At 38.2% G+C, this 26,074-nt stretch carries 27 protein-coding genes; all 27 read left to right on the forward strand.

Annotation, left to right across the window (positions count from 1 at the left end; genetic code table 11):
• The first annotated feature begins 156 nt into the window (after positions 1–156).
• The 27 genes from VCHSUH04_RS08380 to lepB all read left to right on the forward strand — a co-directional run bounded on the left by VCHSUH04_RS08380 (position 157) and on the right by lepB (position 25,885).
• Positions 157–2,358: an outer membrane protein assembly factor gene (locus tag VCHSUH04_RS08380; RefSeq protein WP_105086179.1), complete on the forward strand. Its 2,202-nt coding sequence runs from the start codon at positions 157–159 to the stop codon at positions 2,356–2,358.
• A gap of 107 nt (positions 2,359–2,465) precedes the next feature.
• On the forward strand, positions 2,466–2,954 hold the full coding sequence (locus tag VCHSUH04_RS08385; protein WP_105086180.1) for an OmpH family outer membrane protein: 489 nt from the start codon (positions 2,466–2,468) through the stop codon (positions 2,952–2,954).
• Positions 2,955–2,983: 29 nt separating this feature from the next.
• A complete protein-coding gene (locus VCHSUH04_RS08390) occupies positions 2,984–3,955 on the forward strand; it encodes a hypothetical protein (protein WP_105086181.1) in 972 nt (323 codons plus the stop codon).
• An 11-nt stretch (positions 3,956–3,966) separates the two neighbouring features.
• Positions 3,967–4,497 carry an OmpH family outer membrane protein gene (locus VCHSUH04_RS08395; protein WP_105086182.1) on the forward strand — a complete coding sequence of 177 codons (531 nt, stop codon included), beginning with the start codon at positions 3,967–3,969 and terminating at the stop codon, positions 4,495–4,497.
• A gap of 31 nt (positions 4,498–4,528) precedes the next feature.
• Positions 4,529–5,560, forward strand: coding sequence for a UDP-3-O-(3-hydroxymyristoyl)glucosamine N-acyltransferase (gene lpxD, locus VCHSUH04_RS08400; protein WP_105086183.1), 1,032 nt, complete (start codon positions 4,529–4,531; stop codon positions 5,558–5,560).
• A 6-nt stretch (positions 5,561–5,566) separates the two neighbouring features.
• Positions 5,567–6,469, forward strand: a complete 903-nt coding sequence (locus tag VCHSUH04_RS08405) for a lysophospholipid acyltransferase family protein (protein ID WP_105086184.1) — start codon at positions 5,567–5,569, stop codon at positions 6,467–6,469.
• A 262-nt stretch (positions 6,470–6,731) separates the two neighbouring features.
• Entirely contained in the window at positions 6,732–7,571 is an 840-nt protein-coding gene (lpxC, locus tag VCHSUH04_RS08410) for a UDP-3-O-acyl-N-acetylglucosamine deacetylase (protein WP_105086185.1), read from the forward strand.
• The gene (gene fabZ / locus VCHSUH04_RS08415) at positions 7,568–7,993 is read left to right on the forward strand and encodes a 3-hydroxyacyl-ACP dehydratase FabZ (protein ID WP_004695477.1); all 426 of its coding nucleotides are present in this window, start codon (positions 7,568–7,570) and stop codon (positions 7,991–7,993) included. Before lpxC ends, fabZ begins: the two co-directional genes overlap by 4 nt.
• A gap of 19 nt (positions 7,994–8,012) precedes the next feature.
• Positions 8,013–8,825, forward strand: coding sequence for an acyl-ACP--UDP-N-acetylglucosamine O-acyltransferase (lpxA, locus tag VCHSUH04_RS08420; protein WP_174683260.1), 813 nt, complete (start codon positions 8,013–8,015; stop codon positions 8,823–8,825).
• A 367-nt stretch (positions 8,826–9,192) separates the two neighbouring features.
• Positions 9,193–10,029 carry an LpxI family protein gene (locus VCHSUH04_RS08425; RefSeq protein WP_105086186.1) on the forward strand — a complete coding sequence of 279 codons (837 nt, stop codon included), beginning with the start codon at positions 9,193–9,195 and terminating at the stop codon, positions 10,027–10,029.
• On the forward strand, positions 10,029–11,171 hold the full coding sequence (gene lpxB, locus VCHSUH04_RS08430; RefSeq protein WP_105086187.1) for a lipid-A-disaccharide synthase: 1,143 nt from the start codon (positions 10,029–10,031) through the stop codon (positions 11,169–11,171). The genes VCHSUH04_RS08425 and lpxB overlap by 1 nt, the downstream gene beginning before the upstream one ends.
• On the forward strand, positions 11,164–12,894 hold the full coding sequence (locus VCHSUH04_RS08435; protein ID WP_105086188.1) for an ABC transporter ATP-binding protein: 1,731 nt from the start codon (positions 11,164–11,166) through the stop codon (positions 12,892–12,894). The genes lpxB and VCHSUH04_RS08435 overlap by 8 nt, the downstream gene beginning before the upstream one ends.
• A gap of 2 nt (positions 12,895–12,896) precedes the next feature.
• Positions 12,897–14,201 carry a 3-deoxy-D-manno-octulosonic acid transferase gene (locus VCHSUH04_RS08440; RefSeq protein ID WP_105086189.1) on the forward strand — a complete coding sequence of 435 codons (1,305 nt, stop codon included), beginning with the start codon at positions 12,897–12,899 and terminating at the stop codon, positions 14,199–14,201.
• Between the two features lie 56 nt (positions 14,202–14,257).
• The gene (gene lpxK, locus VCHSUH04_RS08445) at positions 14,258–15,370 is read left to right on the forward strand and encodes a tetraacyldisaccharide 4'-kinase (RefSeq protein WP_105086190.1); all 1,113 of its coding nucleotides are present in this window, start codon (positions 14,258–14,260) and stop codon (positions 15,368–15,370) included.
• 44 nt (positions 15,371–15,414) lie between these two features.
• Entirely contained in the window at positions 15,415–16,146 is a 732-nt protein-coding gene (gene kdsB / locus VCHSUH04_RS08450) for a 3-deoxy-manno-octulosonate cytidylyltransferase (protein WP_105086191.1), read from the forward strand.
• Positions 16,147–16,965 (forward strand): 3-deoxy-8-phosphooctulonate synthase, encoded by an 819-nt coding sequence (gene kdsA, locus VCHSUH04_RS08455; RefSeq protein WP_105086192.1) that lies wholly within the window; start codon positions 16,147–16,149, stop codon positions 16,963–16,965.
• Positions 16,966–16,976: 11 nt separating this feature from the next.
• A complete protein-coding gene (locus VCHSUH04_RS08460) occupies positions 16,977–17,948 on the forward strand; it encodes an SIS domain-containing protein (RefSeq protein WP_060924938.1) in 972 nt (323 codons plus the stop codon).
• Entirely contained in the window at positions 17,948–18,469 is a 522-nt protein-coding gene (locus VCHSUH04_RS08465) for an HAD family hydrolase (RefSeq protein ID WP_105086193.1), read from the forward strand. Before VCHSUH04_RS08460 ends, VCHSUH04_RS08465 begins: the two co-directional genes overlap by 1 nt.
• Before the next feature lie 14 nt (positions 18,470–18,483).
• On the forward strand, positions 18,484–19,413 hold the full coding sequence (locus tag VCHSUH04_RS08470; RefSeq protein WP_105086194.1) for a lysophospholipid acyltransferase family protein: 930 nt from the start codon (positions 18,484–18,486) through the stop codon (positions 19,411–19,413).
• Positions 19,403–19,939, forward strand: a complete 537-nt coding sequence (gene lptC, locus VCHSUH04_RS08475; RefSeq protein ID WP_105086195.1) for an LPS export ABC transporter periplasmic protein LptC — start codon at positions 19,403–19,405, stop codon at positions 19,937–19,939. Before VCHSUH04_RS08470 ends, lptC begins: the two co-directional genes overlap by 11 nt.
• Before the next feature lie 12 nt (positions 19,940–19,951).
• Positions 19,952–20,674 carry an LptA/OstA family protein gene (locus VCHSUH04_RS08480; RefSeq protein WP_105086196.1) on the forward strand — a complete coding sequence of 241 codons (723 nt, stop codon included), beginning with the start codon at positions 19,952–19,954 and terminating at the stop codon, positions 20,672–20,674.
• A gap of 9 nt (positions 20,675–20,683) precedes the next feature.
• On the forward strand, positions 20,684–21,403 hold the full coding sequence (gene lptB / locus VCHSUH04_RS08485; protein WP_105086197.1) for an LPS export ABC transporter ATP-binding protein: 720 nt from the start codon (positions 20,684–20,686) through the stop codon (positions 21,401–21,403).
• 9 nt (positions 21,404–21,412) lie between these two features.
• The gene (locus VCHSUH04_RS08490) at positions 21,413–22,504 is read left to right on the forward strand and encodes an LptF/LptG family permease (RefSeq protein WP_105086198.1); all 1,092 of its coding nucleotides are present in this window, start codon (positions 21,413–21,415) and stop codon (positions 22,502–22,504) included.
• Positions 22,505–22,587: 83 nt separating this feature from the next.
• Positions 22,588–23,802, forward strand: a complete 1,215-nt coding sequence (locus VCHSUH04_RS08495) for a DUF3084 domain-containing protein (protein WP_105086199.1) — start codon at positions 22,588–22,590, stop codon at positions 23,800–23,802.
• 114 nt (positions 23,803–23,916) lie between these two features.
• Complete coding sequence (locus VCHSUH04_RS08500; RefSeq protein WP_105086200.1) at positions 23,917–24,444, forward strand: hypothetical protein; 528 nt, start codon at positions 23,917–23,919, stop codon at positions 24,442–24,444.
• Positions 24,434–25,303: a YitT family protein gene (locus VCHSUH04_RS08505; RefSeq protein ID WP_105086201.1), complete on the forward strand. Its 870-nt coding sequence runs from the start codon at positions 24,434–24,436 to the stop codon at positions 25,301–25,303. Before VCHSUH04_RS08500 ends, VCHSUH04_RS08505 begins: the two co-directional genes overlap by 11 nt.
• 9 nt (positions 25,304–25,312) lie before the next feature.
• Positions 25,313–25,885, forward strand: a complete 573-nt coding sequence (lepB, locus tag VCHSUH04_RS08510) for a signal peptidase I (protein ID WP_005387312.1) — start codon at positions 25,313–25,315, stop codon at positions 25,883–25,885.
• The last annotated feature ends 189 nt before the right edge of the window (positions 25,886–26,074 follow it).

A 26,074-nucleotide genomic window follows, 5' to 3' on the forward strand; every position in this document is an offset into this window, starting at 1 on the left:
ATCCCATAGGTATGCACATTCTAGTCATATTAATTTCATAAAATTTGTTTAATATAGTACTCATTCCCAGTATTTTATGCTATAATAATAAAGATTTATTGGTCTTTATAAAATAAGATGTAAACTTTTTATGGGGATGAGTTCTAGGAGGAATTTATGTTTAAACCAAAAGCCTATAAAAGTATGCTTGCAGCGTCCGTGTTGACTGCTGTCATGGGGACAGGCAGTGTATTTGCTGCTGAGGTACAAGCTGGCTATACTCCAGATTTAAATAGCACAACAACAACTAATGCTGCTACTACTAATGATGCAGCTACAACTCAAGCTGTTTACAATGCTGATGCAACTACTACAAGTACACAAGATGAAACTGATGCAGCTATCTTAGCTGCTCGTGGTGATACAACTATATCTAGCGATGGTACTGTAGTTAAAGGTTCTGATGGAACAGTTACAGTAAATAATGCTGCTTTGAAAACAGATGACAAACAAGTAAAAATGGTGTCTAAAACTACTGGTGGTACTGACCTTGATAAGGCTGCTGAAAATGGTCAAACTCAAGCTGTTACAACTGTAGAGGCTCAATATGTTACAGCTGCAAATGCAGAGTCTATTAATCCATATGTAGGTAAATTGATTACTGGTTTATCTATCTCTGGCGTAACAGCTGAACAACAAGCACAATTATTACCTATCTTAACAGAAAAAATCGGCGATGCTGTATCTGTTGATGGTGTATTTAAAGACGTGACTAACTTAGGTAATACTGGTTACTTCTCTGAAGTAAATCCTGTATTCACTACCGTACCTGAAGGGGTTAAATTGGACTTTGCAGTCACAGTAAACCCAATTACTACTGGTGTAGTTTTCGAAGGCAATACGGTTTATACATCTGAAGTGTTGACTAAATTCATGGATTTACAACCAGGTCAAGTTCTTAACTCTGTATACGTAGGCCAAAAAGTTCAAGGTATCAACGCAGCATATGCTCGTGATGGCTATATGTTGGCACATGTAGATGGTATTCGTGTAGATGACCAAGGTGTGCTTCATGTTCATATCGTAGAAGGTATTGTAGAAGATATCGTTCCTGCTGGTAACAAGAAAACTCGTGACAAAGTTATTACTCGCGAATTCGTTCAAAAGAAAGGTAAACCTTTCAATAAGTTCTTGGTACGCCGTTCTGTAGAACGCGTATACAACTTAGGCTTCTTTGACGATGTAAATGTCCGTATGTTGCCTGGTGAACAAGATCCTAACAATGTAATCATTGAAATCGATGTGTTGGAACATAAAACAGGCACTATTACATTAGGTGCTGGTTACTCCAAATCTGATGGCTTGATGGGGATCATTGAATTTGGTGAAGATAACTTCCGCGGTACTGGTGATAAATTCAAAGTTCACTGGGAAATCGGTGGTAAGAAAAAATACAAAAACTACCAAATCTCTTACTTGAAACCTTGGATTGACAGCAAGGGTACATCCCTTGGTTTCTCCTTCTTCAACCGTGAAGATGAATATACAGATTACAACGAAGATGGTAATGAAGTAGCAGAATATAACAAGAAATCTCGTGGTTTCAATATCTCCTTCGGTCGTCAAACTGGGGAATATACACGTGACTACTTGACATTAGAATCCCGTAAAGATACTTATAAATGGGATAGTGACGATAGCTCTGGTTATCGTTATGACACAGATGCTATCTCTAATACAAGTGGTAGCGGTAATGATTGGAATAATACTAATCCAAATACTGGTGGTAGTTGGAATTTTGCCTCTAATAATTACGTAAAAAATAACTTTGGCCGTATTAACTCCATTACATGGCAAAAGGTATACGATTCCCGTGATAATATTTATGATCCGACACGTGGTCGTCGTATTTCCTATACAGCTCAATGGGCTGGTCATGGTTTAGGCGGTGATTTCGACTTCTATAAATTCACAGCTGAAGCACGTATGTATAAAAAACTAGGTGCTAAGAACGTTTTGGCATTCCGCGCACGTGGTGGTTTTATCCAAGGTGATGCACCTTATAGCCAATTATTTACATTGGGTGGCGCTGATTCCTTACGTGGTTACGAAGATGATCAATTCCGTGGTAAGTATATGTATAATGCGACATTGGAATTCCGTTTCCCAATCGTTAAAAAGGTTAGTGGTGTGTTGTTCACTGATATCGGTGATGCATGGGATGCACCAAATGTTACGTGGTACAATGGCAAGAAAACCTTTAACTATGGCGTTGGTGCTGGTGTTCGTATTACTACACCAATTGGCCCAGTTAAACTTGATTATGGCGTGGGTAAACACAAAAATAAATTCCACTTCAGCTTCGGCACACAATTCTAATATAGTAAATATATATGGTGGAGGCCTCGTTTCTAAAGAGGCTTTCACCAATATCTCTATATGGCATCCTTTGATGCAGTAATTTAAAGAAATGAGGGCACTCTATTATGATGCGAATGATGAACAACAAGGCGAATGTGAAAATTTTTTCCATCGTCATTGCTGCTATTTTTATTATTGGTATTGGCGCTTTAGCGTATACACAAATGGCTACGCCAAGTGGTAATAGCGGTAATAGTACAATTGGTGTTATCGATACATCTCGTATGATGTCTCAAGATAATCCAATTTATATCTCTGCAGCTCAAGAATATATGAGTTATCAAAGTCAATTACAACAAGAAACACAAGCAAAAATTGATGCAGCACAAGATGATGCGACTAAACAAAAATTAGCTGAAGAAGCACGTCAAAACTTAGCAAAAAAAGATCAAGAAATTGCTAAATCCGTTCAAGATAAAGCGATGGAAGCAGCAAAAGCTGTGGGTGATGCAAAAGGCCTTAGCGTTGTAATGACTAAAGATACTGTATTATACGGTGGTGTAGATATTACAGATCAAGTATTGAAAAAATTAGCTAATGATGCGAAAAAATAAACTGTAGTTCTATGTAAGGGAGAACGACAATGAACGGGAAAAAACGATATATAGGATTTGCCATATTTCTCGTTGTTGCATTATGTGCTATGGTTTGGGCCTATGGATTTGTGACGAATCGTCAGCAGAGTCCTGATGGGGTATCAATAGGTGTTGTACGTATTGATGATGTATTAGAGTTTAATCCTTCTTATGAGGATTATAAACAAGCAAAAAATGAATTGGACCTTTTACAACGTCAATATGAACTTGAGCAACAAGCTCTAAATGCCAAGTCAGAGACACAAGAGGAACAGTTGAAATCTCTTGCATTAGATTCAACCTTGTCAGATGCTCTTACGGTGGAATTGCAAACTCGTATTGCAACAAAAGAAAATGAATTGAATCAGCAATTAAATGCGAAACGAAATGAACTCACTCAAAAATATTTAGCCCAGTTAAAAGTTAGTGCTAATGAATATGATCTTGAAATTGTAAATCTTCAATTAGATTTATATGCTTATGATGCTCGTGTATACATTGATGATGCACAAAAAGAAGCGGCTATGGCAGAGAAGGCTAAGAAAGAGGAACGATTGAAGGAGTTATTAGCTAAGAGAAAACCATCTAATCTAGATGTAGACTCTATTAAGGCTAAAGTACAAGCAGAACTTGCTCCTATGCAACAAAAAGGGCAAGAAGAGCTTAACCAATATGCAGCATCTTTACAAAAGGAATTGGCTGCAAAACGGGATACTATGGTACAACAACAAGCACAATCTATTATTGCTAATAATAACTTACCTGTTGCTCAGGACTGGAATGATTCTTGGGCTAAAAAGCTTTCAGATAAAGAAGCTGAAGTGAGTGCACTTCATGAGGCCATTTTAGAAGATGTCCGTATGCGTGTAGCAATTATTGCAGAGGAACAACATTTAGATTTAGTCATCATCGATGATGGTGGTAATATTAAGGGGCTTGATATTACTGATGCTGTAAAAGCGTCCTATCGAGTTCAATAAGGAGTTATATTATGAATAAACGTATTAAATCTTTAGTATTAGGTGCATCCTTAGTGGCTTCTATGGCTATTTTAGGTGGTTGTGGTTCTAATAATATCGGTTATGTTGATAGCGTGAAAGTAGCAAACAGCACTGAAAAAGGTATTGAAATCACTAAAGAAATCAATGCTAAAAAAGCTGAGTTGGATGCTAAAATTGCAGCCGCTGATGAAGCCTCTAAACAAAATGTATTTAATCAAGCTAATCAAGAATTAAACGCCTTTGCCAATGCAAAAGCACAAGAATATCGTCAATATCAAGAACAAAAAGTTGGTGAACTTGTAAAAGAGAAAAAACTTGATGTTGTTATCGAAAAAGGTGCTGTTGTTGGTGGTGGCACTGATGTGACTGATGATCTGATTGCGAAGATGGGCAAAGCTTCTGATGACCAAATTAAAGAAGCTCAAAATGCAGCTAAAGCACAAGAACAACAAGATGCACAACAAAATGCTCAACAAGCAGGTCAAACTACAGCAGTTAATACTGAGGAAAGTGCACAATAATTAAGGATTATTACAGGGGGAGGAGTTTACCTTGGAAAAAACTTTACAGGAACTCGCAACATTAGTAGGTGGTCGTGTTATAGGCGATGCATCTATTGTTATTACTGAGACACGTAGCTTTGAACAAGCTGTAAAACAATCCATAACTTTTGCAGTAGGTGAATATGTTGAACATATTGCATTATGCCAAGCGGGTGCTGTGATCGTTGAATCTGAAGTGAAAGATGCACCGATGGCTCAAATTGTAGTTGATAATGCAAAAGCAACGTTTGCACAAGTGTTAGAACTCTTCCATCCACCTGTTGTTGTTCCTAGAGAAGTGCATAGCACTGCTATTATTGGCGAAAATGTAACGATTGGAAAAAATGTTGCTATTGGTGCCTATTGTGTTATTAATGATAATGCAGTCATTGAAGATAATGTAACAATTCGCCCATATGTTTATATTGGACATAATGTGCGTATTGGTGAAGGTTCTGATATTTATGCAGGCGCTATTGTTCATGAAAACTGTATTTTAGGTAAACGCGTTGTATTGCGTGCTAAAGCAGTAATTGGTGGCGAAGGCTTCGGTTTTGCTACAGAGAATGGCGTACATACTCATATTCCACAAGTTGGTAATGTTATTCTTGAAGATGATGTTGAGGTTGGCTCTTGTACAACAATTGACAATGCTACAATGGGATCTACATTAGTTCGTCGTGGTACAAAAATCGATAACCTTGTACACCTTGGTCACAATGTGGAAATTGGTGAAGATTGCTTCTTAATTGCTCAAGTTGGTATTGCAGGTAGTACTAAATGTGGTAATCATGTAATCTTTGCAGGTCAAACTGGTTGTACTGGACATATCACAATTGGAGATAATGTGCAATTTGCTGGAAAGACTGGTATTACAGGTAATGTACCATCTAATTCTATTATGGCGGGCTATCCTATGAGACCACATAAAGAATGGTTAAAATTGGCCGCTTATGAAAACCGTTTGCCGGATATGGTTAAAACAGTAAAACAATTACAAAAAGAAATTGACGCTTTGAAAGCACAGCTGAAGGAGAGCTAATAATCCATGTATAGGTTTATGAAAATCTTTAGTGCCTTTATTTGCTTATTACCTAAAGGTTTGCAATATGCTATTGGTACATTGCTTGGTGAAATTGCGTGGCTAGTAGTGCCGCCTAAACGCAAGCGCCTAGCGATAGGCCAAATTCTATTCTGTAATATTACCGATGATCCCAAGGAAGCTCGACGCATTGCGAAAGCTAGTACAACACGCTTTGGTCGCATGATTATCGATGTATTACGCTATCCTGAAATTAAGGATGGTGCATACAAAGATATGGTAGAGTTTATTAACAAAGAGTACTTAGATGATGCTTTAGAAAATGGTCGAGGCGCAATTTTGGCGGCTGTTCATAGTGGCAACTGGGAACTCCTTGGGGGGGTTCTTGCTTCGGAAGGGTATCCGTTGATTTCTGTAGCAATGAAACAGAATGGTGATGCCGATAAGTTTATCAATGAATATCGTCGGATTATGCACCAACATGTGACTTATAAAACTGGTGTGCGGGAAATGATCAATGAACTAAAAAAAGGTGCTTTTTTAGGCCTTATTATGGATCAGGATCCTGGTGATGATGGCGTTCTTGTACCATTCTTTGGTTATGAAACATTGACAGCTGCTGGTCCGGCTGTACTGGCTCGTATGCAAGATGTACCAATCATTTTTGTGACTATACATTATAGTCCATTTTCTGAAAAATATGAGATTGAAGCACATCCACCGATTTATGTGGAGCGTACAGATGATAAAAAACGCGATATAGCTGTTACTACTACTCTACTTAATGAGTTTATTGAAGATTATATTAGGCGTTATCCTGAAGATTGGTTCTGGCTTCATAACCGTTGGAAGTGGACACGTCGTTTCTACGGCGAGCAGATTGATACTCCGCCAGATGTATATCGCTAATTATTAAATATAAAGAGATTTTACATGTTTATTTGTACAGTATCGATTTAGATACCGCATGAATAAAGCATAGTAAAGTCTCTTTTTATTTTGCAGTGTATAAAGTAGTATTTATAATTAAATTTATATAAAGTTAATTATGTGAAAAATGCTTTCAAAATCATTGAATATATGGTAAATTTCTTGTATCACCTATGCAAATAGGGTATAATACATATTGGTGTATAGTAAACGTGAATTCAGATTATGAAAGGACTTTCTTATGAGTAAGCCACAACAAACAATTAAACAGGCTATTTCATATCAAGGGATTGGCCTTCATAGCGGTGAACCAGTGAATATGGTTTTTAAACCTGCACCTGAAAATACAGGAATTGTGTTTATCCGCACGGACATTGAAGGTCATCCTTCTGTGCGAGCACACATTGATAATGTGACGAACACTATGCGCGCTACTACATTGGAAAATGGTGAAGCGAAGGTTTTCACTGTAGAACATGTTATGGCTGCGTTCAGTGCTATGAATATTGATAACTGTTATATCGAGATGGATTCTCCTGAACCTGCTGTAGGTGATGGTAGTAGTGCTATTTTTGTAGGCCTTATAGAAGAGGCTGGCATTCAAGAACAAACAGCACCACGTCATGTATATAAAATAACTCGCTCCCATGCTATTTATGATGGTGATCGTTTTATAGTTATTTTGCCATACGATGGCTATCGCATTACATTTACATCGGTTAACAGTCATCCGTTACTTGGTACGCAAAATTGCGATTTTGAGGTTTCACCAGAATACTTTAAAGAGCATATTAGTGCTGCTAGAACTATCGGATTTATGAAAGAATTAGAACAATTACAGGCTATGGGCCTTGCAAAAGGTGGTACCTTAGATAATGCGTTAGTTTATGATGATGAGAAGTGTTTGTCTGTACCTCGCTTTGATGACGAATTAGTTCGTCATAAGGCATTAGACGTAGTAGGCGACTTATTCTTATTAGGACGAATCGAAGGTCATGTAATTGCTATGAAATCGAGTCATGAATTAAACTCAAAATTGGCTCGTAGTATAATGGAAGAAATAAGGGAGACACAGCCATGATTCTTAATCACGAAGACATTTTAGAAATTTTACCTCATCGTTATCCTATGCTTTTGGTAGATCGCATCGTTGAGTTAGAACCTATGAAACGCGCTGTGGGCATTAAAAATGCTACATTTAACGAATTGTTCTTCCAAGGTCACTTCCCAGGTAATCCAGTAATGCCAGGCGTGTTATTGACTGAGGCTATTGCACAAGTTGGTGGTATTGCTTTGTTATACCCTGAAGAAAACCGAGGTCTTACACCTATGTTTACAGGTATTGATAAAGTTCGTTTCCGTCATCCTGTAAAACCTGGTGATCAAGTACGTATGGAAGTTGATATTGTAAAAATCAAAGGTAAAATGGGTAAGGTTGAAGGCCGTGCCTATGTTGGCGACAAATTGTGCGCTAGCGGTGAATACATGTTTGCCCTTGTATAATGATTGAGGAGTGATTGTAGTGATAGTTGTAGGCATGGAAAATGCAGAATCCAACATCCATAGTACAGCCATAGTCCATCCAAATGCTAAATTGGGCAAAGATGTAATCGTAGGTCCTGGTGCTGTAATCGGCGAACATGTCGAAATCGGCGATGGTACACAAATCGGTGCACATGTTGTAATTGGTGGTTGGACAACCATTGGTAAGCGTTGTGAGATTTATCCTAACGCATCTATTGGGTTGGAACCGCAAGATTTAAAATTCAAAGGTGAAAAAAGCTATTGTAATATTGGCGATGAAACGGTTATCCGTGAATTTGTTACTATTAGCCGCGCTACTGGAGAAGGTGAAGAAACACGTGTAGGTAATAACTGCTTGCTTCAAGCATGTACACATGTGGCTCATAACTGTATTGTTGGTAATAATGTAATTATGAGTAACTGTGCAGGCTTAGCTGGTCACGCTATCGTTGAAGATCGCGTAGTTATTGGTGGCCTTGCAGGTATTCATCAATTTGTTAAGATCGGTCGAAATGCTATGGTTGGTGGCATGGCTAAGGTGGTTCAAGATATTCCGCCGTACGTTATTGCTGATGGTCAACCGGCGCGTGTTATCGGCCTTAACTCTGTTGGTTTATCTCGTGCAGGCATTTCAGAAGAAGTACGCCGAGATTTGAAACAAGCATTCCGTATTATTTATCGTTCTGGTTTTAGCTTATCTAAGGCTATTGAAGAAATGGAAATGCAGCTTGATTCTTCTGTAGAAATTGAAAATTTATTACGCTTCTTGCGCAATGCCGATCGTGGTATTATGCGTACACGTCGCGACTAATTCAAAAGACCTCGTACAATGTACGAGGTCTTTTTGTGTAATCTATAAATATTAATATTTTTATATGATCTATAAAATTTAGAGTTTTAATTGGATAAGAATTTTATAATGGTAGTTCATTAATATAAAATATTTTGATAAAAATATTTGAATAAATTTTACGTTTCTAAGTTGTAAAATTGGTATTAAAATAATTCTGTTAAAATGTTGAAGAAATAGGCATAAAACATGGTGTTTTAATGGTAAAAAGTGTCCATTTATAGTACAATATATTGTATATGATTATGTCTTTTTTGAGGCATTATTTATTGTAAATTTGTAATTACTAATTGATATATAGGCCGTAGGTCATCTAGGAGGTATAGTCTTGGCAAAGGTAGGATTGATTGCAGGCATTGGAGTTTTACCTGTAGAATTCATGCGTGCCGCTCATGTATTAGGTCACGAGGTAGTTGTTATCGGCGTGGTTCCAGATATAGACCCGGCTTTGAAGACTGAGGCCGATGCTTTCTATGATATCAGTGTTGCTAAACTAGGTAAAATCTTCAAAACCTTGAAAAATGAAGGTGTTGTAGAGTTAACTATGTTAGGCAAAGTTACTAAAGAAATTCTTTTTAAGGGCCTTGCTTTCCCAGATTTGAAAACATTAGGCGTGCTTAAACGTTTGAAAAATCGTAAGGATGACACGATTATGCTTGCCATCGTTGATGAAATTGAAAGAGAAGGGTTTAAAGTTTTAGATCAAACCGTATATCTTAAACCATTTATGCCGAAGGTGGGGGTGCTTTCCAAAGCACAACCAACTGATGAACAATGGGCGGATATTTGCTTTGGCTTTGAATTAGCAAAACAAATGGGGGGGCTTGATATTGGTCAAACCGTTGTTGTTAAGCATAAAGCGGCGATGGCAATTGAAGCTATTGAGGGTACTGATAAGTGCATTTTGCGTGGTGGTGAGTTAGGTCGTGGCGATGCAGTTGTAGTTAAAACAGAAAAGCCAAATCAAGACGTGCGTTTTGATGTACCTGCTGTGGGGATTAAAACATTAATGTCTATGATTGACAGTGGCTGTAAAGTGTTAGCTGTTGAAGCAGAAAAGACTATTTTTGTTCAGCAAGAAGACGTACTTGATATGGCGAATCGCCATGGTATTGTCATCTGTGCTGTAGACCAAGAATTTGTGAATTCCAGAAAGGATGCATAATGAAAGTCATGTTTTCCGCCGGAGAAGCATCCGGTGATACTCATGCGGCCAGCGTTGCTAATGCACTAAAAGAAATAGATCCTTCGGTCGATATGTTTGGTATGGGTGGCACCTTGATGGAACGCGCTGGTGTTCGCATCGTATATGATATTAAAAATTTAGGTGTTATCGGGATTGTAGAGATTGTTAAATCCTTACCAAAATTCTTTAAACTTCGCACATATTTAAAACGCGTCATGATGAAGGAAAAACCAGATATTCTCGTATGTGTAGACTATCCTGGATTTAATATGAAGCTGGCAGCCGTAGCCCATGAATTAGGGATTCCTGTTCTATATTACATTGCTCCTACAATTTGGGCATGGCATAGCAGTCGTGGTAATACAATTCGTAAGTATGTAACAAAGGTTGCATCCATATTCCCCTTTGAAGCTGAAGCGTATCGCAAATATAAATGCGATGTAGAGTTCGTGGGGCATCCATTATTAGATATCGTACATCCTACGATGACTAAAGAGGAGGCTGAAGAATACTTTGGGGCTCGTAAAGAAGCTAAAAAAGTATTGCTTATGCCTGGTAGTCGTAAGCAAGAGGTTTTATCCTTGCTTGATACGATGTTAAAAAGTGGCGAGCAATTGATGGCAAACCATGAAGATATTCAATTCTTCTTGCCTCGGGCACATACCATCGATCGTAGTGAACTAGAAACTTTCATCGATGCTCATAAGGTGCCTGTTACGATTACAGAAGACCATACGTATGACTTGATGCAGATTTGTGATGTATGCCTGGCCGCATCAGGAACTGCTACGTTGGAAACGGCAATGATGGAATTACCGACCGTGTTACTGTATCGTGTATCCCCAATTACTTATGGTATTGGGAAAATGGTAGTAAATGTATCACATGTAGGCTTGCCTAATATTGTGGCCGGTAAAGAGGTAATTCCTGAATTATTACAAGATTCTGTTACACCACAGGCTATTGTATCTTTAGTGGAACCTCTTCTAACTGATGTTGAGAAAAATAAAGCTATGCGCAGTGAATTACGTGAGGTGCATCATAAATTAGGTGAGCCTGGTGCTGTAAAACGAGTAGCACATCTTGTATATGATCTCGGTAAGGAGAAATGTAATGAATAGTTATTCTAGGCTTTTATACTTTGTAAAGCCTTATTATAAACGCATGATCTTTGCAGTATTTTGCATGATTATTGCGGCTGCGGCGTACTTGGTAGTGCCTTGGCTAATTAAAAATGTAGTAGACCAAGTATTAGATGACAAAAATATGTTTATGTTGAACCTCATTGTAGGGGCTATCATTCTTATATTCTTAATTCGTGGCTTTGCTACCTATGGTCAAACCTATAATATGTCCTACATTGGACAACGTGTCATCATCGATGTCCGTGAGGCTATTTTTAATCATTTGCAAAAATTAAGTTTATCTTATTTTGACCGTCGTAAGACTGGCGTCATCATGAGTAATCTTACGAATGACGTTGCTGCCTTGCAAACTGCCGTTGTAGATAATTTGATTTCCTTTATTACTGAATCCGTAACACTTATCGGTTCCTTGGTATCTATGCTTCTCATCGATTGGAAATTGACACTCGTTACCTTCGTTACAGTTCCAGTAGTCTTGATAATTATTAATGTGTTTGGTAAAAAGCTTCGCGTTGCAGGTCATGACGTGCAAGGACGTATAGCCGATATTACGGCACTTTTACAAGAGGTTATCAGCGCTATTAGAGTGGTGAAATCTTTTTCTCGTGAAGATTTTGAGCGCAAGCGCTTTGAAGATGAAAATGATCGTAACTTTAGAGCTGTTATTAAGGCTACCAAATTGACTAGCTTACTAAGCCCAATGGTTGAGTTCTCTGCGGCTATCGCTGTAGCGGTTATTCTATGGTACGGCGGCTATTCCGTAGTAACTGGTGCAATTACGGCTGGTTCTTTAATTGCGTTCTTGATTTATGCCATTAACTTGTCCAACCCGGTAAAACGCTTGAGCCAAGTGTATGGTAATATTCAAAAAGCCTTAGCAGCAGCTGATCGTGTATTTGAAATCTTAGATACTAAGACGGATGTTGTAGAAAAAGCTGATGCTACTACGTTGCCATCCATTAAAGGCGATGTAGAGTTTAAAGATGTTTCCTTCTCTTATGATGGTGAAAAAACGGCGCTTGAAAACTTCACGTTGTCTGTTAAGGCTGGTGAAAGTGTAGCCCTTGTTGGTCCATCTGGAGCAGGTAAAACGACTCTTGCTAACTTGTTACCTCGCTTCTACGATGTAACGGGTGGCGCTCTTACCATTGATGGTTATAATGTAAAAGATGTTACTTTTAAATCATTACGTGAGCAAATTGGACTTGTACCACAAGAAACAGTATTATTTAATGCCACGATTAAAGAGAATATCTTGTATGGTCGATTAGATGCTACTGATGAAGAGGTATATGAAGCTGCTAAGGCTGCTAATGTTCTTGAGTTCGTAGAAAAGATGCCTGATGGTCTCGACACAGTTGTAGGTGAGCGAGGTAGCTCCTTATCTGGCGGTCAACGTCAACGGATAGCCATTGCACGTGCTATTTTAAAAGATCCTCGTATTCTAATCTTGGATGAAGCCACATCTGCATTAGATACAGAAAGTGAAAAACTTGTACAAGAGGCACTAGATCGCCTCATGAAAGGGCGTACTGCATTTGTTATTGCCCATCGATTGAGCACAGTTCAAAATGCTCATCAAATTGTTGTACTTAATCAAGGTCACTTGGTAGAGCAGGGGACTCACCAAGAGCTATTAGCTGTTAATGGCGGATTGTACAATCATCTCTATTCCGTTCAATTCTCCAACAAAGGATAACCATGTACTGGATATATAATGTATTGCTCATATTTTATTGGATTGGCTTGATTCCGGTTATTTTATACCGTCTCGCCTTTGAAGATGGATTTTATGAGCGTATCAAACAGAGTGCAGGCTATATGCCAGCCTCATTACTAAAGAAAATAGAAGGCCGTCGTGCTATTTGGATTCATGCTGCTTCTGTAGGGGAAATTGTAGCTACTAGTCCATTAGTAAAAGAGGTAAAAAAGGAATTTCCTGAAGCCGTTGTGGTCGTATCTGTTGTAACGGCTACAGGTCATGCAATGGCACATCGCATTATTCCTGAGGCAGAAGGTATTATTTTCTTCCCTCTTGATTTACCTTATTTGACACGTAAGATTTTGCATATTATTAAACCTATTGCCATCTTGCTTGTAGAAACAGAAATTTGGCCAAATTTCTTGCGTATTGCGCAATCAGAAGATATTCCTGTTATGATGGTTAATGGGCGGATTTCTGATCGTAGTATGAAACGCTATAAATATATTAGTGCGTTCACAAAAGAAATGTTGCGTTCTATTGAACGTTTTTGTATGCAATCTAAGTTTGATGCAGCACATATTGAAGTGTTAGGAGCTCATACACCAGATATTACCGTAACAGGGAATATGAAGTACGACCAAACGTACGCTACTGTATCAGATGAAGAAAAACAATCTCTTCTTGAAGAGTTTGGCTTTGGTAATAATCATCCTATAATTATTGCTGGTAGTACACATAAGGGTGAGGAAGAAACAATATTTGAGACCTTTAAACAAGTATTGCAAGAATACCCTCAAGCTCGTTTACTAATTGCGCCTCGTGAGATATATCGCGGTCATGATGTTCAAAATCTAGCGAACCGTTATGAATTAAATGCTATTTGTCGTAGTGATATGACTGAGCCAGTTCATGAAGGAATACCTGTAGTTGTTTTGGATACTATTGGCGAACTCGGTCGTTTGTATAGCTTAGGGGATATTATTTTTGTTGGTGGTTCTCTTGTGAAAACTGGGGGCCATAATATTCTCGAACCGGCAGCACATGGTAAACCAATTCTTGTAGGACCGTATATGTTCAATTTCAAAGAGATTTTCGCTTTATTGCATTCTCGTCATGCTTGTGAGCAGGTAAAGAATGGTAAAGAATTAACTGATATGGTATTGCAATTATGTAAGGATAAGGATTTATCAACGGAAATGGGTCAAAACTGTCTTGATATTATTCGTGAAAATCGCGGTGCTACACAACGCAATACACAAGAGTTACGTCAGTTATTTGAAAAACACCATATTATTCCATAAGCTAGATATAATTTATTACATTCATCTATGATGTTACATAATAGGAGGAGTCACCTATGAGTGGGGAAGCATTATTTAAATCCATCGTTAGTGGTGAGAATCAATCCATATTAGGTGATATAGCTCGTTCCAGCTTGGGCTTTCTGAGTAAAGGTTACGAAAAGGCTGTATCTATACGAAACGCTCGATTTGATGCGGGAAAAGGGGTTACTAAAGTTACCGTTCCGGTTATCAGTGTTGGTAATATTACTGCTGGTGGTACAGGTAAAACCCCAATGGTGAGATTTATATGTGATGTGCTCACCCGAAAAGGACTCCATCCTACTGTGCTTAGTCGTGGCTATCGGGCTGAGGACAATAAGAAAAATATAATTATTTCTAAAGATGGTGCTATGTTGGTGGAGCCATTTATTAGTGGTGATGAAGCTTGGTTGTTGGCAAAAGTATTACAAAAGTCTAATGTGATTATCGGCCGTGAACGGGCCAAATCTGCAGAAATTGCCATAGATGAGCTCGGTGCAGATTGTTTAGTTATGGATGACGGCTTTCAACATCGCGCATTAGCTCGAGATATTGATATCGTTCTTATTGATGCTTCTAACCCATTTGGTTATGACCATGTATTACCTCGTGGTTTATTACGAGAACCGCTTAGTGGCTTACAGAGATCTAGTATTATCATTCTTACCAAGGTGGATCAAGTGGCACCAGGTGTTGTTTCAGGCATCCGTAAGCGTTTAGCTCATATGCTTCCCAATACACCTGTATATGAAACAATCCATAAGCCTCAATGTATGTATACATTAGATGAGTGGGCTAACGGAGAAAATGGTTCTCCAGTCGATACATATGAAAAGCATCGAATCATGGCGGTTAGTGGTATTGGGAACCCTCAATCCTTTACACAAACATTGACCGATATCGGATATAATGTGGTCCATACAATGCCATTTGGTGATCATCATAATTTCGAAAATGATGATGTTGTAGATATTTGGAAAGAGGCATTTGCTCATCAAGCAGATGCTATTTGTATCACGGAGAAGGATGCGGTGAAGTTAAGTCAATTGCATGCAATTGAAGATTTAAAAATACCGATTCTAGTGCTATCTATTGGAATTGAGTTCATCTCTGGAAAACAAGAATTCATAGAAAATTTAGAGATTTAGTGTATAATAATTAGATACACGAATAACAGAAATGGGGTTTTATTGTGAAGTTTGGATGCGTTATTCCTGCTCGTTATGGTTCTACAAGATTACCAGGGAAACCATTAGCGGATATTGCAGGTAAACCAATGATTGAACGGGTTTATGCAAGAGTGTCACAAGCGACAAAAACAGAGTGTACTATTGTTGCTACAGATGATGAACGTGTATATTCTGCAGTTCAAAACTTTGGGGGATCTGTTATGATGACAGACCCTAATCACCCTACAGGAACTGATCGATTAGCCGAGGTTGCTAATCATTATACAGACTTAGATGTCATTATTAATGTTCAAGGTGATGAACCTATGATTGAGCCAAACCTTATTGATGACTTGGCCCATCTTTTTGAAGAAGATCCAAACTTGCAAATGGCTACCGTAGCTACTCCTTTATTGGAGGATGAATACGATGAACCGTCAGCGGTAAAGGTTATTTTAAATAATCGCAATGATGCGATGTATTTTTCTAGATCCTTAATTCCCTATCCTCGTCATGATTTTGTACGTGCGCCGTTAAAACATATTGGTATCTATGCATATCGTAGAGATTTCTTATTAAACTATGCAACGATGGAACCAACACCAGCGGAGCAAACCGAATCGTTAGAGCAATTGCGCGCTCTTGAAAATGGCTATACTATTCGTGTTATTCTTACAGATAAACGATTTATCGGTGTAGACACACCGGAAGACTTAGCTCGTGTAAATGCAATTTACGAGCAAGAGGAGAAATAAATGAAAACAGTTCAAATTAAAGATATTACTGTCGGTGGCGGTAAAGGTCTTTTTGTCCTTGCTGGACCTTGTGTTATTGAAGATTATGACCGTACATTGGCTATTGGCAAACGAGCAAAAGAAATTTGTGAAGGCTTAGGAGTTCCATATATCTTTAAAGCTTCTTTTGATAAGGCTAACCGTTCTAGCTATGGTTCTTTCCGTGGACCAGGTCTTGAGGAAGGTCTAAAAATCCTTGCTTCTATTAAAAAAGAACTCAATGTACCAGTTGTAAGTGATATTCACTCCATTGAACAAATCGAACCGGCTGCAGAAGTATTGGATGTTTTACAAATTCCAGCCTTCTTATGTCGTCAAACAGACCTTGTATATGGTGCAGCTAAAACTGGCAAATGCGTAAATGTGAAAAAAGGTCAATTTATGGCGCCTAAAGATATGGAAAATGTCTTAAACAAAATGAAAGAAACAGGCAATGAAAATCTTATGCTTACAGAGCGTGGATTTAGCTTTGGCTATAACAATCTCGTTGTAGATATGAGATCCTTCCCAATTATGCGTTCTTTCGATTATCCAGTAGTATTCGATGCTACACATAGCGTTCAATTACCTGGTGGTGCAGGTACTAAATCTAGTGGTAATCGCGAATTTGTACCAAACTTGGCTCGTGCCGCTGTTGCAAGTGGTGTAGATGGTCTATTCTTTGAAGTACATGATAATCCAGAGGAAGCCTTATCCGATGGTCCAAACATGTTATACTTAGATAATTTTGAAGCTTTGCTACGAGATTTAGTAGCTATTGATAAAATCGTAAAAGGTTAGGGGCGGTATTTGTGACTATTTTAGAACAAGCAGCGCAGGTACTTCATGAGGAAGCACGTGCTATTGAGGAATTAAGTTCTCGTTTGGATCACAATTTTGTAAATGCTGTAAATATGATTTTGGCTTGTAAGGGTCGTGTAGTATGTACTGGTATGGGAAAATCTGGTCATATTGGTCGCAAAATTGCGGCTACTTTGGCTAGTACTGGTACACCGGCACTTTTCATGCATCCTGGTGAAGGTGTGCATGGCGATCTTGGTATGATTACAGAAGATGATGTAGTATTAGCTTTTTCCAATAGTGGTGAAACAGGCGAAATCATCAGTATCTTACCATCCTTACGTCGCATAGGTGCAAAATTAATTTGTGTTGTAGGTAAACCAGAATCTACATTAGCTAAGAATTCTGATATTGTATTGCTTGCTGAAGTAGAACGTGAAGCTTGTCCATTAGGGTTAGCGCCTACTACAAGTACTACTGTTGCTTTAGCATTAGGTGATGCCTTAGCAGTATGCTTATTAGAACGACATCACTTTACACCTGAAAACTTTGCTGTATTCCATCCAGGTGGTTCTCTTGGTCGCAAATTATTGTTGACCGTAGAAAATATTATGCATGGTGGTGAAGATAATCCTACGGTATTTAAAGGTGCAACAGTGCGAGATGCACTCTTTGTAATGACCGAAAAAGGTTTAGGTGCTACTAATGTTATTGATGAAGAAGGTCACTTATTAGGCCTTGTTACCGATGGTGATGTGCGTCGCGGATTAGATTCTGGTAGTAATTTCCTAGAATGGCCTGTAGAGGATATGATGACCTCTATGCCTCGTACGATTACAAAGGACAAATTAGCGGCTGAAGCTCTTCATTTAATGGAGAAAAATCAACCACGCCCTATTACGGTGTTACCAGTTGTAGATACAGATAATAAATGTCTAGGCATTGTTCATATTACGGATTTATTGCGTAGAGGCATTGTATAATGAATATTCAATGGATTGTTCTTGATGTTGATGGCGTGCTATCTGATGGTACTCTAATCTATACATCAAGTGGGGAAGAGCTTAAGTCTTTCTCTGTAAAAGATGGTCTAGGATTAACGGCAGCTCGAAAAGTAGGTCTTAAGCTTGCCATCATCACAGCACGGATATCTCCTATGGTTGAGCGACGTGCTAAGGAACTTCATTTTGATGCATTGCTTATGGGGCATGCGAATAAGACAGAAGCATTAAGAACCCTTTGTAAAGAGCATCAAATCAATTTAGAAGAGATTGCTTACATGGGGGATGACCTAAATGATTTAGGGGCACTCCAAATCGTAGGTTTACCAATGGCACCAAATAATGCGGTACCAGAGGTCAAAGAATTAGCTAAATTTATATCTACTGTCAATGGAGGCCATGGTGCTGTTAGAGAGGCTGTAGAATATATCTTGAAAAATCAAGGTTTATGGGAAACTGTTGTAGCAGACTATGCACGAGAGGCCCATGCTCATGGACAATAAAGGAGGTGGGCAGAATGAATAACGAATGGCAATACCATTTAGTTAAAGGCATTAGCTGGCTCGTTTGCCGACTGCCGTATAAGCTCATTTTGCTCATAGGCGCTAGTTTAGGACCAGTATATGGTCTCATAGCGAAGAAGCAAAAACTTAGAGGTATAAAAAACATAAAAATTGGCATGAACATGAATGATCAAGAGGCAGAACAATTAATTGAAAAGTTATTTAAAAATCTTGGCCGTAGTGTTATGGAAGTATTGTACATGCCAAACCTTACAAAATCCTTTATCGATAAACATATTGAAATGCGTGGTGTCGAATATTTAGAAGAAGCCATCGCAGAAGATAAAGGCGTTATTGTTCTTACTGGACATGTAGGCAATTGGGAATGGATGGGCGCTGCTATGGCGGCTCATGGATATCCATCTACCACAATTGTTAAAAAACAACCGAATGCTCAATTTACACGTCTCATGAATGAGTATCGTGAGATGGTGGGACTTGATGTATTTGCTAGTGGTGGCAATGAAATCGTTTCCGCTGCAAAGGCTTTAAAGAAGAAAAAACTGCTTGGCTTCTTAGCTGACCAAGATGGATATATACATGGTTTACCAGTTCCGTTTTTAGGTCAAGACTCCTCAGCGGTTATTGGGCCAGCTACATTTGCGAAAAAATTTGGTTCTCCCGTAGTTCCCATTTTTGCATCTCGCAAGGCTGAAGGTGGGCATATTGTTCACATTTTACCAGCATTGCATTATATTGACACTGGCGATGAAGATGCAGATATGTATCGCCTAACTGAGGAATGTGTACGCGTTACTGAAGACTTTATTCGCCAGCATCCAGATGAATGGCTTTGGTTCCAACATCGCTGGATGACTAAGATGGATCAAATTATTGATTATGATAAGAAGATAGCTGCACGGGAGAGGGCACATGAAAAATAATAAAAAATTAATTGCCATAGTGGCCGTTATAGTGTTGGCTCTAATTGGTCTTATCGTATATATTATGAAAGACTCTGGTGATGTGGGTACCACTCAAAATCAGAATGGTCAACTCGTTAATTTCCAAGGTGCTGACCTACAAGAGGAAAAGGATGGCAAATTAGTGTGGGCCTTATCAGCTGAAAAGATTGAATATGACCCACGGACAAAGGCCATCGTTTTGACTAATTTGAAGGGTCTTTTCTATCAAGATGATGTGACCACTACTATTACAGCTCCTCATGCTGTATTGACGGGGGACCGCAATTCTCTTGATATCGACCAAGGCGTTACAGCTACCAATACAGAAGGTGCAGAATTTAAAACAGAAGCCCTTCACTTTGATAACAAAACGAAAACGTTGACATCTAAGACGGCTTTTACTTATAACAGTAAGGATGTAACTATTACAGGCGATAAGCTTGAAGGTAATATGGCTTTGAAAATTATTAAAGCCATTGGCAACGCAAAATTAACGAAGAAGTAATTGAGGGGAAATATGATGAATAAGAAAAAACAGATTGGTATGGCTATTTTGGCTGTACTCATGACAGCATCTGTTACAGCTTGGGCTGCAAATGACCCATTGACTATTAGCGCTGATACGTTGTCTTATGATGGCAATACAGGTCGTGCTGATGCAACCGGTAATGTTGTTATTACTCAAGCTGATAAAACTATGACTGGTGCCAATGGTTGGTACAACACAAAAACTCAAGAAGCAAGTCTTGAAGGTGGTGTATCTTTGATTGGTTCTGATATGGCTATGTCTGCACAATCAGTGCACAGCTACAATAATAATAAATTTACTGCTAATGGCGGTGTTCATTTACAACGTAGTGATCGTCAAATTTTTGGCGATAAAGTTGAATATAATACAGATACAGAATATGGCCTTGTATCTGGCAACGCTCGTTTAATTGCAGAAGGTACTACATTAACAGGTAATCAAGTAGAAGGTTGGCTAAAAGAAATTCGCGCAGTAGCACAAGGGGATGTGACATTCTCTAATCCAGAACGAAATGTATCTGGTTCTGCAGAACGAGCTACCTATACACAAACACCAAATCAAAATGATGGAGTTGTACTCTTATCTGGCTCTGCTCATGCTGTTCAAAACGGTAATGTACTTAATGCACCAGAGCTTAAGATTCGCCTTGCTGATGATTCTGCTGAAACATTAGGTGGTCGTAGTACGCTTATCATTGTTCCAAATCAATAAGGATTAAATATGTATATAGAAACCAAAAACTTAGTCAAAACCTTTAACGGGCGCAACGTAGTAGACGGGGTTAGTCTACGCGTTGATAAGGGGCAAGTCGTTGGGCTCCTAGGTCCTAATGGGGCAGGGAAAACTACATCATTCTATATGATTGTTGGCATTGAACGACCTAGTTCAGGTATCATTACCGTTGATGGCAAGGATATTACGAATATTCCAATGTATAAACGCGCTGCTGAAGGTATTGGGTATCTTCCGCAAGAAGCATCAATTTTTCGCTCTATGACTGTTGAGGATAATATTCGAGCAATGTTACAGACAACATCGAAGAAATCTGATGAAATTGAAGCTATAGTGGAATCCCTCATTGAAGAATTTCATATTGGTCATGTTCGGGATCGTATGGGGATGCAGCTATCTGGTGGTGAACGCCGTCGTGTAGAAATCGCTCGTTGTCTTGCGTTAGAACCGAATTTTATTCTTCTCGATGAACCTTTTGCTGGCGTCGACCCTATCGCGGTTGCTGACATTCAACAAATCATTTTGCATGTAAAAAATCGCGGTATTGGTATCTTGATTACAGATCACAATGTGCGTGAAACATTGGGGATTGTAGATAAGGCTTATATTTTAAGTAGTGGTAAGATCCTCCTAGAAGGCACCCCTGAAGAAATTGCAAACGACCCAATCGCTCGTGAGCATTACTTAGGGGATAACTTTAGATTATAGGAGGGGACTATGAGATTATTAGATAAATATATATTAAAAGCCTTTGTAGGTCCGTTCCTATTTGGGGTATTTGCTTTTACCAGTATTTTTATTGGCACAGGCACATTGTTTAGAATTGCTCAATATATTACTGAATATGGGGCACCGCTAGTGCTTGTTATGAAAGCTTTTGTGTTGGCCTTGCCAAGTATTGTTATCTTAACATTCCCGATGTCAGTATTATTGGCTTCTCTTATGACCTTTAGTCGTTTGAGTAGTACTAGTGAGATTGTTGTTATGCGTGCCGGTGGTCTTAGCTTTTTACGCTTAGCGATGCCTGTATACATTATTGCCCTTATCATCTCAATTGGGGCTGTCGCATTTAATGAATTTGTTGTACCACGTACAAATAATATGTATCAAACGATTGTGCGCGAGCAGATTATGAAAAATGCGTCTCCTCAAACACAAAATCATATCGTTTTGAAAACAATGAATGGTAATGATTTAGGTACATTGATGTATGCTAAGAGCTATAATGCTGAAACTAAACAGTTATCTATGATTACGGTGCAACAGTTTGGAGAAGGTGGAAAACTACAACAAGTTGAAAATGCGGATACTGCTATCTGGAATGGTCAATATTGGGTGATGCAAAATGGTATCATTTATGATATTTCCGCTGGCGATGGTGTAGAACGTACAATGAAGTTCAAGGAGCAATCCTTGCCAATTAAGTCTGCACCAAAGGATATTCAACAAGATCAACGTAAACCAGAAGAATTAACAATCAAAGAATTACGTCATCAAATTAAAGCGTATAAGGCGGCTTATACGAATGCCAATAAACTAGAAATGGAAATGTATCAACGTTTTACAATTCCATTAGCTAGCTTTGTATTTGCTCTTGTAGGTGCTCCATTAGGTCTTCAAAAGCAACGTTCTAGCTCATCGATTGGTTTTGGTATCAGTATTTTAATCATCTTTATTTATTATGGAGTGATGACATTTGCTGGTGCATTAGGTAAAGGTGGTGCATTGCCAACCGTATTTGCTGCATTAATTCCAGATACATTAGGCATTATTGCTGGCCTATACTTAAATTGGCGTGTATCTAAGTAACCTAGTATATAAATAAATTTGATTTAAGAAATAGCATATTTTCGCATCCAATAATTGTGTAATCTTATGAAAGGAGGGACTCGATGTTAGTAGGTGTTAAAATATTAGTTATTATCGCCCTTATGGGTGGACTTATTGCCTACATGGGGGATAAGTTAGGCACCAAAGTTGGTAAGCGTCGCATGTCCCTCTTTGGATTAAGGCCTAAGCATACATCGATTATTGTTACTATCGTAACGGGATTGTTAGTTGCTGCTGCTACAGTAGGTGTATTAACTATTACATCTCAAAGCGTACGAACAGCGCTCTTTGGGATGGATCAGTTACGAGCAGATATGAAGCAACTTAATGATGAGGTAGCTGCTAAGACGCAAGAGCTTATTCGAGGACAAGCATTGCTTGAGCAAAATAAGCAAGAATTAGCAGAACGAATGGCTGAAATAGAGCAAATTCGTAAAGAGGTTGATGCAACTAAGGCTGAGTTGGCTAGTGCACAAGCGGCTAAAGATGCGACTGAAGCTGAGTTAGCTACACTTCAAGCTTCATATGATGAAGTATCTAAAAAATTAGCTGATTTAGAGGCTACAAGAGCCAAGATGGAAGCTCATATTAAGGATTTACAGACAACGCAGGAACAGTTGCAAAATGGCATTATTCATTTGCGTGAAGGTACAATTCTTTTCCAAGTTGATCAATTATTGGCTCAAGCTGTTGTTCGACCTGGTTTAAGTGAAGAAGATAGCCATGTAGCCATCAAAAATATTATTGATGATACAAATAAATTGGTATTACGTCGTCTTGGTATAGAAGATCAAGGTCAGGCTGTTGTGTATGTAGATCGTCAAAATATTGAGGTAGCTACACAAAAGCTTAATAGTGCAAAGACTCCAATGGTGGTTCAAGTGGTTGCTGCTGGAAATATTATTGCTGGTGAACCAGCGGTAGCAGTTATTCAAGTTTACCCACAACAATTTATTTATAAAAATGGAGAAGTAATCTATTCTGCTGTAATGGATGGTGGCCCTAACGCTCAATCTGCTATGCTTCAATTCTTAAAGCAAGTAAATGAAAAGGCAAGAGAGAAAGGGATTATTCCGGATTCCTTATCTGGTGATATCGGAACGATACCAGGGGATGATTTGTTTACTGCTATTCGTCGTATTGCTACAATGCATGGCAAGGTTCATGTGGAAGCGTATGTTGATGGTGATACATATTCATCTGGTCCTGTACATCTTAAATTACGTATTACTCAAATGCCTGTTTTTAATGATAAGGCTAAAATGCCAGCTTATTAAATTGAATAGTATTTTGGTTTATATACTTTAAACGAAGGTCTTATGTAAATTTTTACATAAGACCTTCGTTTTGTGTTAAAATATAAATGCTGTATTAGAAATGAGGATAGTAATATGACTGATACTACGTACATTTTGGCTGTAGATCCAGGCAATGAAAAAACAGGTGTAGCAATTGTAACACCTTCTGGTACTATGGTATGTCGTAAAATTATTATGACAAAACAGTTCAATGGTGAAATTGAACGTATATTAACTGAATATTATGGTGTTGTTCATATGGTATGTGGAAATGGTACAAATCATAAATATTTATATCCATCTCTCCAACAAATTGGACGAAATCACAGAATTACTACTAGTTTAATTGATGAATCGCATAGTACTGAGGAGGCTCGAAAATTATATTGGCAATATAATTCACCTACAGGGTGGCGTAAGATTATCCCTACGTCTATGCAATTTCCACCAGAGCCTGTAGATGATTTGACTGCTTTTGTTATTGGTTTACGTTATACAAAACAGTTAAACCAAACTGCTAATGATATACAAAATAATATGATGGACTCTAGTGAGTTGGAAGAAAAGAGACTACATGCTATGGAGCAGTTGTACGGTAAAGGAGAAGTGCATGAAAAATGAAGCTTCAACGCATAAGTGGTCAAATTTTATTATGCGTTGCTTAATGATGATCTTAGGGGCTCTAATTTATACTATAGGCTTAGATTTATTTTTAGTACCGAATAGTATCATCGATGGTGGTGTAGTTGGTATTTCCTTGATGGCTGCAGAGCTTTCAGGAATTTCTTTCAGTATTTTCGTTGTACTCTTGAACTTGCCTTTTTTGTATCTTGGCTATAGAGCTAACGGTAAAAACTTTACATTTTCTACACTGTTCTCCATCGTATGGATGGCTATTTTTTCAACCTTTGCTCATGATTTCACACCGATTACATCGGATCCATTTTTAGGATCTATCTTTGGTGGTATCATCTTAGGCATTGGGGTTGGCCTCATTATACGTAACGGTGGTTCTTTGGACGGCTCTGAAATCGTAGCCATTATATTTGATAAACGTTCAACCTTCTCTGTAGGTGAAATCGTAATGGCCATGAATCTTATTATTCTCGGCGCAGCGGGTTTTGTATATAGTTGGAATAGTGCTATGTACTCCTTGATTGCATACTTCATTGCCTATAAGATGATTGATATTACAATTACAGGCCTTGATGAATCTAAAGGGGTCATGATTATTACCGATGCAGAGAATTCTAAAAAGATTGCAGATGCATTAAATGCGAACCTAAATCGTGGTGTTACCATCATGTATGGTGAAGGGGGCTATTTAAAGCAACCTAAACATGTTTTGTATTCTGTGGTGACAAGACTTGAGATTATGAGGTTAAAAAATACTGTTTATGAAGTAGATTCATCGGCATTTATTACGATTCAGGATGTACATGATGTATTTGGTGGTAGATTTACAAAAAACGGTCATTAAGGGGTTAATATGAGTAATAAAATAGTAAAAGAAATATTAGATTGGATTTATGCCATTGTATTAGCATTGGTTATTGCTATGGTAATTCATATCTTCTTGATTCAACCAACACGGGTATCTGGTGAATCAATGGAGGATACACTACATAATGGTCAATATTTAATTGTAACGAAGTGGCATCATATTATGAATGAAATGCCAAATTATGGACAAATTGTAATCATTGATAGTCGTGTTAATCGTGCACGTACTTGGGTAGATGATGTAGAAGAACCATTGATGAACTATGCATCTGTCTTTAATAAAGCTGCTCAAACAAATGATGTATGGGTTAAGCGTGTTATTGGTCGTCCAGGTGATGTATTAGAGTTTAAAGATGGTCATGTATGGCGTAATGGTGAACAATTACAAGAACCATATACTAAAGATACAATAATGAATTATACACGTTCTACACCGGTTACTGTTCCAGAAGGACATGTATTTGTGATGGGGGATAACCGAAATCATTCTAGTGATAGTCGTTTCATTGGTCCTGTTCCAGTTGATCACGTCCTAGGTTTTGTATCCTATGCAATTTAATGCTTCTAAAAGCCTCTCTATAGTAGTAATTACTATAGAGAGGTTTTTTGTATTTAAATAATGGGGTATTTAAAGCTTAATATTATTAATGACATATTTTAAGAGCTAATATATGATGCATGGCTTTGATAAGGTTATTACTAATAGAAATTAGAGAGACAAAATAAAGACTGTCTCTTATACACATCT

The sequence above is a fragment of the Veillonella sp. T14073-2 genome (assembly GCF_002959875.1).
GTDB lineage: Bacteria > Bacillota > Negativicutes > Veillonellales > Veillonellaceae > Veillonella > Veillonella infantium.

Bases quoted from the DNA above. Each gene is read 5' to 3' on its own strand.
- VCHSUH04_RS08470 (WP_105086194.1), top strand. From the start codon at position 18,484: ATGAATAACGAATGGCAATACCATTTAGTTAAAGGCATTAGCTGGCTC.
- VCHSUH04_RS08505 (WP_105086201.1), top strand. From the start codon at position 24,434: ATGAAAAATGAAGCTTCAACGCATAAGTGGTCAAATTTTATTATGCGT.
- lpxB (WP_105086187.1), top strand. From the start codon at position 10,029: ATGAAAGTCATGTTTTCCGCCGGAGAAGCATCCGGTGATACTCATGCG.
- lptC (WP_105086195.1), top strand. From the start codon at position 19,403: ATGAAAAATAATAAAAAATTAATTGCCATAGTGGCCGTTATAGTGTTG.
- VCHSUH04_RS08380 (WP_105086179.1), top strand. From the start codon at position 157: ATGTTTAAACCAAAAGCCTATAAAAGTATGCTTGCAGCGTCCGTGTTG.
- VCHSUH04_RS08465 (WP_105086193.1), top strand. From the start codon at position 17,948: ATGAATATTCAATGGATTGTTCTTGATGTTGATGGCGTGCTATCTGAT.
- VCHSUH04_RS08435 (WP_105086188.1), top strand. From the start codon at position 11,164: ATGAATAGTTATTCTAGGCTTTTATACTTTGTAAAGCCTTATTATAAA.
- kdsA (WP_105086192.1), top strand. From the start codon at position 16,147: ATGAAAACAGTTCAAATTAAAGATATTACTGTCGGTGGCGGTAAAGGT.
- lpxK (WP_105086190.1), top strand. From the start codon at position 14,258: ATGAGTGGGGAAGCATTATTTAAATCCATCGTTAGTGGTGAGAATCAA.
- VCHSUH04_RS08405 (WP_105086184.1), top strand. From the start codon at position 5,567: ATGTATAGGTTTATGAAAATCTTTAGTGCCTTTATTTGCTTATTACCT.
- VCHSUH04_RS08495 (WP_105086199.1), top strand. From the start codon at position 22,588: ATGTTAGTAGGTGTTAAAATATTAGTTATTATCGCCCTTATGGGTGGA.
- VCHSUH04_RS08395 (WP_105086182.1), top strand. From the start codon at position 3,967: ATGAATAAACGTATTAAATCTTTAGTATTAGGTGCATCCTTAGTGGCT.
- VCHSUH04_RS08390 (WP_105086181.1), top strand. From the start codon at position 2,984: ATGAACGGGAAAAAACGATATATAGGATTTGCCATATTTCTCGTTGTT.
- VCHSUH04_RS08385 (WP_105086180.1), top strand. From the start codon at position 2,466: ATGATGCGAATGATGAACAACAAGGCGAATGTGAAAATTTTTTCCATC.
- VCHSUH04_RS08440 (WP_105086189.1), top strand. From the start codon at position 12,897: ATGTACTGGATATATAATGTATTGCTCATATTTTATTGGATTGGCTTG.
- fabZ (WP_004695477.1), top strand. From the start codon at position 7,568: ATGATTCTTAATCACGAAGACATTTTAGAAATTTTACCTCATCGTTAT.
- VCHSUH04_RS08500 (WP_105086200.1), top strand. From the start codon at position 23,917: ATGACTGATACTACGTACATTTTGGCTGTAGATCCAGGCAATGAAAAA.
- lepB (WP_005387312.1), top strand. From the start codon at position 25,313: ATGAGTAATAAAATAGTAAAAGAAATATTAGATTGGATTTATGCCATT.
- lptB (WP_105086197.1), top strand. From the start codon at position 20,684: ATGTATATAGAAACCAAAAACTTAGTCAAAACCTTTAACGGGCGCAAC.
- lpxC (WP_105086185.1), top strand. From the start codon at position 6,732: ATGAGTAAGCCACAACAAACAATTAAACAGGCTATTTCATATCAAGGG.
- VCHSUH04_RS08490 (WP_105086198.1), top strand. From the start codon at position 21,413: ATGAGATTATTAGATAAATATATATTAAAAGCCTTTGTAGGTCCGTTC.
- VCHSUH04_RS08480 (WP_105086196.1), top strand. From the start codon at position 19,952: ATGATGAATAAGAAAAAACAGATTGGTATGGCTATTTTGGCTGTACTC.